Origin of the sequence: Mesorhizobium sp. M7A.F.Ca.US.002.01.1.1, assembly GCF_004022955.1 — a bacterium.
Taxonomy (GTDB): Bacteria; Pseudomonadota; Alphaproteobacteria; order Rhizobiales; family Rhizobiaceae; genus Mesorhizobium; species Mesorhizobium ciceri.
The window spans coordinates 1-4,874 of sequence record NZ_RZQE01000452.1; the positions used below are offsets into that span (position 1 = coordinate 1).

Here is a 4,874-nt window from a genome sequence, read left to right on the forward strand (position 1 = left end):
TCCTTGTCCTTGTATTTGATTGAAAAGACCGTTGGCTCGTCGGCCAGGAACTGTTTGTCGCACTGGCCGCCATAGGTTGCCAGAAACGCCTTCTTTGCCTGCTCCAGCGCAGTGTCCTTCTTCGGTGGCGGCGGCCCGTCGCCGCAGCTTGGCGGCAGCGCCTCCTCGAAATCGGCGGTGGAGGGTTTCAGTGCCCCATTCTCGATGTGGATCGGATCGAAGGGTGGCTCCGCCTGGATCTGGGCATTCACCTGGCGCAGCGTGTAGCAGCCGGCAAAAACCTTTTCGCCGCCGCTCTTGTCGGTGGCGCGGATGGCGACGGGCACGTTGTAGAAAATGCTGCCGGCCGCACCTTCGTCGGAAACCGCCCCGGTCAAGACCTCGACCTTGTCGGTGCCGTCATAGCCCTTGACGAAACTGTCGAAATCCTTTGCCGGTTTTGTATCGCCGAAATACCCCCAGGCGCGGGCGAATTCGTGCCGGGTGATGGCGCTGTAGAGCGAACGAACAACAGCATCGGCGCTCGACCGGTCGTCGACATAGGGCGCTTCGGGGGCATCTTCGGCTGCCAAGGTCGTTTGACCGATCGGGGCCAGGGAGAGAAAGGCAGTCGCTGCGAAAAGGGCGCATCTCATCGGGAACCTCCGCTCGATAAGAGGATTCTACGACGGCGATTGCGGCAACGTGGTGACGCGGCGTCGGCGGCCTTGAAAAATCCTGCACGAAGGCGCTACGTCGCGTCCGCCGGCGCTGGGCCGGGCAGGAGATTTGACGTGACGATATCGATGTATGAGGCATCCGTGCCGGTGTTTTCGGCTAGGCTGAAAGCGCTTTCCAATGTGCTTGCGACCGCCGAACAGAATGCGCTGGACCGCAAGATAGACCCGCAGGTTTTTCTGACGGCGCGGCTGGCGCCGGACATGTTCGCCTTGACCAGGCAGGTGCAGATCGCCACCGATCATGCCAAGGGCGCGCCGTCACGGCTCGCCGGCCGCGAAGTGCCGAAATACGAGGACAATGAGGCGAGTTTTGCCGATGTCCAGGCTCGCATCACGAAGACGCTCGACCTTCTCGCGACATTTTCGGCTGCCGAATTCGACGGCTCCGATGACAAGATCATCGAGCTGAAGCTTGGTGGACGCGAAAGCTCGATGCCCGGCCTGCAGTATCTGCTGCATGTGGCCATGCCCAACTTCTATTTCCATCTCACCACGGCTTACGACATCCTTCGCCACAATGGCGTACCGTTGGGCAAGGCGACGTTCCTGGGATCGCGCTAAGGAATTGAATTTTTTGGAGGTGTCCCGGACCGATCCGGGACATCCTGAACACCGGATGCAGCTAGCGAATGGACATTTCGCGGGCGATGCGGGGGAAGTCGGCCGGCTTGATCCCTATGTCGGCGCGGTCGGCATTGCTCATCGAATGAAGCAGCGCGAGCGCCGAGCGGTATCTCAGATGTTCCTGTGGCCGAGGCCGGGCGAACATTTCAGTGAAGAAACCCATGATTCAAGCCCCAAATTGGTCCTCCACGGCTGCCAATATAGGTGAATCGTGACAATTGTGCAGTGCAGCATTTGCATACCTGCCATGTCTTGGCGATTTTTTTCGCCATTTTCCGCAACCGGGTGAAACTTTTGCTGACGCGCATCGTAGCCTCGAATGCTGGCTGCATGGCTGCCACGAGGCGACGGCTAAATTCATTGAGATCGGTGCCATGCATTTTTAACGAGCCGGTTCTATGCTTCGATACCCGAATGGTCGGGCGAGGGGGAGGCTGACATCGCTACTGGCGCCAAGCGGGATTTCGCTTCGTTGCTCGACGACCTCTTCATCGCCCCCGACAAGAATGGCGAGGACGTAGAGGCCGGCGCTCGTCCATCCATCCCGTTCGACTATCTTTCGGTGGCCGATGAGCTCCATTCCGGTCGCATCAAGGTTTCCGCTGCCGAATATCGCGAGGCAGGCGCGGATCTGGCGACCGAATTCGCCGCTTTGCTCGATCATGCCAAGCTGGCTCTCGCCGGCGAAGAGCCAAAGCCCGAGGAAAAACTGCCGCCGATCGATCCCGAAGCCATCGCCGTCGAACTCGGCCTCAATCAGCCCAAGCAGGTCGCCGATTTCGGCCGTATGCGCCGCAGCTTTGCCTTTGCCAACCATCCCGACCGCGTCGCCCCACATTTGCGCCAGCGCGCCATGATCCGCATGCAAGTGGCCAACATGCTGATCGACGAGGCCAAGCGTCGTGCACTGGCCGGTGCTCGCCGCTAACCCGGCTGGTTCACGCAAAAGTCGGCCTGGCGAGGCTTGGAGAGCGGCTCTGCTTTGCCTATAGATGCGGCTCCTCCGCGCAGTCGCGCCAGCCTTCCTCCGGAGCCGAATCCATGCACAAACGCCGTCTCGGTCGGACTGATCTTCTTGTTACCCAGATCTGCCTGGGCTCCATGACCTGGGGCCAGCAGAACACCGAGGCCGAAGGCCACGCCCAGATGGACCTGGCTTTCTCGCGCGGCGTCAATTTCATCGACACTGCCGAGCTCTATCCGATCCCGCCCAAGGCGGAGACGCAGGGGCGGACCGAAAAGATCATCGGCAGCTGGATGAAGGCCAAGGGCAACCGCGACAAGGTGATCTTGGCCTCGAAGGTCGTCGGCCGCACGGCCAACAGCTGGTTTCGCGGCGACAGGCCGTCGCAACTGGTGCGCGCCGATATCTTTGACGCCATCGACAAGTCGCTGGCCAAGCTCGGCACCGACTACATCGACCTCTATCAGATCCACTGGCCGGAGCGGGATATCCCCTGGGGCGCCAACCCGACGCGCGTCGGCGCCGTGTCGCCACGCGCCGATTCCGTCGGCGCACCGGCCGGCGAAACGCCGATCGCCGAGACGCTTGCCGTGTTTGACGAATTGGTGAAGGCAGGAAAGATCCGGCATTTCGGCCTGTCGAACGAGAGTTCCTGGGGCGTGATGCGGTTCCTTGCCGAAGCCGACCAGGGTATCGGCCCGCGCGTCGCGTCGATCCAGAACGCCTATAATCTCGTCAACCGCACCTTCGAGGTGAATCTCGCCGAGGTCTGCGAGCGCGAGCAGGTGTCGCTGCTGCCCTATTCGCCGCTGGCGCAGGGCTATCTCACCGGCAAGTACGACCACGGCGCGCGGCCTCAGGGCTCGCGCACGCAGCTGTTCAATCGCGGCCAGCGCTACGAGACGCCAGGTGCCGCCGAGGCACAACTCGAATACAATGAGCTGGCGCGCTCCTTTGGCCTGGAGCCGGCACTGTTTGCCAACGCCTTTGTCTCGAGCCGGCCGTTCGTGACCTCGAACATCGTCGGCGCGACGACCGTTGCGCAGCTCGATATGGCGCTGTCTTCCGTCGACGTCGTCTGGACCGACGAAATGCAGAAGGCGGTGGATGCGATCCACCAGCGGGTCGGCAATCCCTGTCCTTGAACGGGGATTGCTGGCCGAATATCCAACGATTACAATGGGAGAAGGGCGGCAATGAATTTTCCGATCGAGGCTATCCGGGGAAAATTTCCCGCTCTCTCTCTGACCGACAAGGGCCGCCGCCGCATCTATCTCGACAACCCTGCCGGCACGCAGGTGCCACAGGCAGTGGCGGATGCGGTATCGCGCTGTCTCTTGACCACCAATGCGAACCTTGGCGGCTACTTCGAAACGACGATTGCCGCGCAGGCCGTCGTCGATGAGGCACATGAGGCCATGGCCGATTTCCTCGGCGCCGCAAGTCCTGAGGAAATCATCATCGGCGCCAACATGACGACGCTGACCTACCACATCTCGCGCACGCTCGGCCGCACGATGCAGCCCGGTGACGAGATCATTCTCACCCGCATGGACCATGAGGGCAACGTCTCGCCCTGGCTGCAACTGGCCGAGGATCACGGCCTCGTCGTGCGCTGGCTGCCGTTCGACGAAACCAGCTGGCAGGTCGAGGAGGCGACGCTGGCTGGCTTGCTTTCGGAGAAGACACGGCTGGTCGCGTTGAACTACGCCAGCAATTTGACCGGTTCGATCAACCGGGTGAAGGCGCTGACTGCGATAGCCAGGAATGCCGGTGCGCTGGTCTATGTCGATGCCGTCCAATTCGCGCCGCACGGCCTGATCGACGTGCAGGAGCTCGGCTGCGATTTTTTGATCTGCTCGGCCTACAAATTCTTCGGACCGCATATGGGCATATTGTGGGGCCGCCGTGATGTCATCGAGACGCTGGAGCCCTACAAATGCCGCTGCTCTTCCAACGGTCTGCCGGAGCGGTTCGAACTCGGCACGCCGCAGATCGAGCTGATGGCCGGCCTCACCGCCGCGGTCGACTACTTTGCCGACCTTGGCGCGGCGGCGGGCGAGGGCGGTTCAAGAAGGCAGAAGATCGCCAAGGCGTTCGCGGCTTCGATCGCATACGAAAACCCGTTGGCGCAACAACTGATCGACAGCCTGTCCGATATCGAGGGCTTGACCGTCCACGGCATCACTGACCCGAAGCGGCTCGGCGATCGCGTGCCGACGGTTTCCTTCACGGTCGAGCGCATCGTGCCGGAGACAATCGTGCGGCAGATGAACGCCGAAAATATCTTCCTGTGGTCCGGTCACAACTACGCCTGGGAGATCGTCCACCAGCTCGGCATTCCAGCCGAGCATGGCGTCGTGCGCATCGGCATTGCTCACTACAACACGGCAGCCGAAATCGACGAAACGCTGGAAAGTGTGCATCGGGTCATCGCCATGCTCAGGCAGCAGCGCTCCTGACGCTGGCTTGAGCATTCACCGCATCTTGCCGCCGAAACCAGTGAGGAACGCCGTGAGATTGTCGCCGAGTTCGTCGCAGAGGTAGCCGCCCTCCTGGACGATGAC

5 protein-coding genes and 1 pseudogene are annotated in these 4,874 nt (G+C 61.6%); 4 read left to right on the forward strand and 2 right to left on the reverse strand.

Features of this window, described 5'->3' with window-relative positions; translation table 11 throughout:
• Window positions 1-635: pseudogene (locus EN932_RS29365) on the reverse strand (DUF1176 domain-containing protein); the annotation flags it as partial.
• A gap of 138 nt (window positions 636-773) precedes the next feature.
• On the opposite strand from EN932_RS29365, the gene EN932_RS29370 reads away from it, so the two are divergent.
• Window positions 774-1,280: a DUF1993 family protein gene (locus EN932_RS29370; protein WP_063167831.1), complete on the forward strand. Its 507-nt coding sequence runs from the start codon at window positions 774-776 to the stop codon at window positions 1,278-1,280.
• 61 nt (window positions 1,281-1,341) lie between these two features.
• Here EN932_RS29370 and EN932_RS29375 read toward each other — a convergent pair whose 3' ends face one another.
• Window positions 1,342-1,506 (reverse strand): hypothetical protein, encoded by a 165-nt coding sequence (locus tag EN932_RS29375; RefSeq protein WP_023810361.1) that lies wholly within the window; start codon window positions 1,504-1,506, stop codon window positions 1,342-1,344.
• Between the two features lie 309 nt (window positions 1,507-1,815).
• On the opposite strand from EN932_RS29375, the gene EN932_RS29380 reads away from it, so the two are divergent.
• From EN932_RS29380 to EN932_RS29390, 3 genes are all read left to right on the forward strand, one after another.
• Window positions 1,816-2,271 (forward strand): hypothetical protein, encoded by a 456-nt coding sequence (locus EN932_RS29380; RefSeq protein WP_082827379.1) that lies wholly within the window; start codon window positions 1,816-1,818, stop codon window positions 2,269-2,271.
• Window positions 2,272-2,384: 113 nt separating this feature from the next.
• On the forward strand, window positions 2,385-3,452 hold the full coding sequence (locus tag EN932_RS29385; protein ID WP_127370093.1) for an aldo/keto reductase: 1,068 nt from the start codon (window positions 2,385-2,387) through the stop codon (window positions 3,450-3,452).
• A gap of 51 nt (window positions 3,453-3,503) precedes the next feature.
• Window positions 3,504-4,769, forward strand: coding sequence for a cysteine desulfurase-like protein (locus EN932_RS29390; RefSeq protein ID WP_127388531.1), 1,266 nt, complete (start codon window positions 3,504-3,506; stop codon window positions 4,767-4,769).
• Window positions 4,770-4,874 lie beyond the last annotated feature (105 nt).